General features: G+C 45.5%; 1 protein-coding gene. It reads left to right on the top strand.

Annotated elements, in window-relative coordinates:
* Positions 1–2,481 (top strand): alpha-L-arabinofuranosidase C-terminal domain-containing protein (locus ACH2DQ_RS27960; RefSeq protein ID WP_395028731.1); only part of this gene is annotated, 2,481 nt, incomplete at both ends.

Raw genomic sequence — 2,481 nt, 5'->3', positions numbered from 1 at the left:
CTGACAATTCCTGAGGCGGGCAATGGTAAGGTGAATTGTACTTTTGTAGAAAAAATCACCCTTGCGGACAGCCTTTTAGATGGAAATGTCCGGGTTGCCTGGGAAAGTGACCGCACAGATATTATAGCAGCTGACGGAACGGTTACAAATCCGGAGGAAACAACGACGGTACATCTGACTGCCAGGCTGACCTGCGGATCTGAAAGTGCTGGTAAGAATTTTGATATTACGGTTATTCCGGCGGGAGATACGGAGTATGCGATGGTTGTAGATCCCTATGACGAGGGCGTGGAGATCAGCCAGCAGATGATCGGATTGTTCTTTGAGGATATCAATAGTGCGGCAGATGGCGGGTTGTATCCGGAAATGGTGAAAAACTATTCTTTTGAAAATTATTTTAATACCGTAAGTATCAGTGAACCGGAAAGAGGAAATCAGTACTCCTATAAACTTCACTGGGTAAGTGACCGGGACGATGGATTTGTGGTATCCAAAGAAGGCGGATTAAACGATAAAAATACCAATTATGCTGTAATTACAGGGGATATGATTCTGAAAAACGGCGGATTTGCGCCGATGAACAATCCCAATTCCGCTGCGATGCCAATAGTAAAAGGGGAATCTTTTGATTTTTCTGTCTGGACAAAGGCAGACAGCGACTATACGGGAACACTAAAAGTAAAAGTAGTCAGTGAAGCCGGGAAAGATCTCACGGAAGAAGCGGTAATTGAACTGATAAATGACGGGACCTGGCAGAAGGCAACGGCTGTACTGGAAGGGATGAAGACTCAGAAAGGAAAACTGGTTCTTACGGTGAGCGGTGCCGGGAGTGATGGCGTGCTGAATATGGATATGGTTTCCTTAAGTCCCCAGGATACTTACGGCTATGGAGATACCAACTATGCCTATGGCAAGGGTATTAGAAAAGATTTGGTGGAAAAGCTTCAGGGACTGAATCCAAGCTTCATTCGCTTCCCGGGAGGCTGTATCATAGAAGGGAATTCCGGCAGAGACAGCTATTATAACTGGGAAAATTCCATTGGACCCTTAGAGGAGCGAAAAGCTATCGGAAACCATTGGACAAGTGATAATGGGTCTTATACCAATACCTATGGCTATATGCAGTCCTATGGGTTTGGCTATCATGAAATTTTGAAATTATGCGAAGATTTAGGAGCAGAGCCGTTCCCCATTTTAAGCGCGGGGGTTTTCTGCCAGTTTGCCAATGGTGACAATGCGCCGGCAGCACAGGGAGAGGAGCTGGATAAGTTTGCACAGCATGCCACCAATTTGATCGATTACTGCTGGGGCAGCGTAATAAGCAGTGATCCAACCCAGCGGGAATGGGCACAAAAACGAGTGGAGAATGGACACGAAGAAGCATTTAATCTGAATTATATCGGTATCGGAAATGAAAACTGGAGAGAAAAGTACCTGAATAATTTTGACTATATTAAAGATTACGTAGAAAACTATGTAAGCGCCAATTATCCGGGCAGAAAGATTACCATTATTTCTTCCGCGGGACCTGCAGCAGAGGATGAAAGCTACCGTTTTGCCTGGGACTGGCTGAATGAAAAAGATCCGGGAGAGACACTGGTGGATGAGCACTACTATCAGTCCAAAGAGTTCATGCTGAATTCCGATGACCGCTATGACTATTATGCCAGAAAGGAAGATGGTGGAAGTGATGTATTCCTTGGTGAATATGCAACTCATCTTCAGGATAACCGGAACAACAATTTAGAGTCGGCTATCTGCGATGCAGCCTATATGACCGGTATTGAAAGAAATGGCGATATTGTACGCCATGCATCCTACGCCCCGTTATTTGAGAAAATCGGCAGTACCAACTGGTCACAGAATATGATTCATTTTGATGAGTATGACAGCTTTGCTACGCCGAACTATTATACACAGCAGATGTTTGCCCAGAATTACGGCACCCGGGTAGTCCATACAACACTTGAAAAGAAGGGTGCAAATTACTCCCAGAATACCGGAAGCCCGATTATTGGAACCTGGTTGTCCGAAGGATATGTATCACATGTAAAAGTAACCAGAGAAGATGGGAAAGTTCTGTTAGACGATAGCTTTACTGCCAACGGAGCAGCAGGATCCAAATGGGAAGCAGTACCGGGCTCTACCGGAAGCTTCCGGATAGCAAACGGTAAACTCACCCTTACCCGGGGGAGCGGTATGAATGCAGTGTGGATACCGGAAGCGATTAATAATCCTGAGTGGCATGATTATGTTGTGGAAGCCACTGTGGTAAAAACCTCCGGAGAAGAAGGCTTCCTGGTAGGAGCTGGTGCAAAGGATACCGAAAATTATTTCTGGTACAATATCGGCGGGTGGAGCAATAAAATGACTGCGGTAGAACGTGCCAGAAGCGGTCGTGGAAAAGTGGTCATTGGAAATAGCTTCTACAAAGATTTCAGCCCGGTTGCAGTGAATGATGAGATGAAGGTTACCTTTAAC

This window comes from Robinsoniella sp. (assembly GCF_034124845.1).
This window is presented reverse-complemented; position numbering and strand designations above follow the sequence as displayed.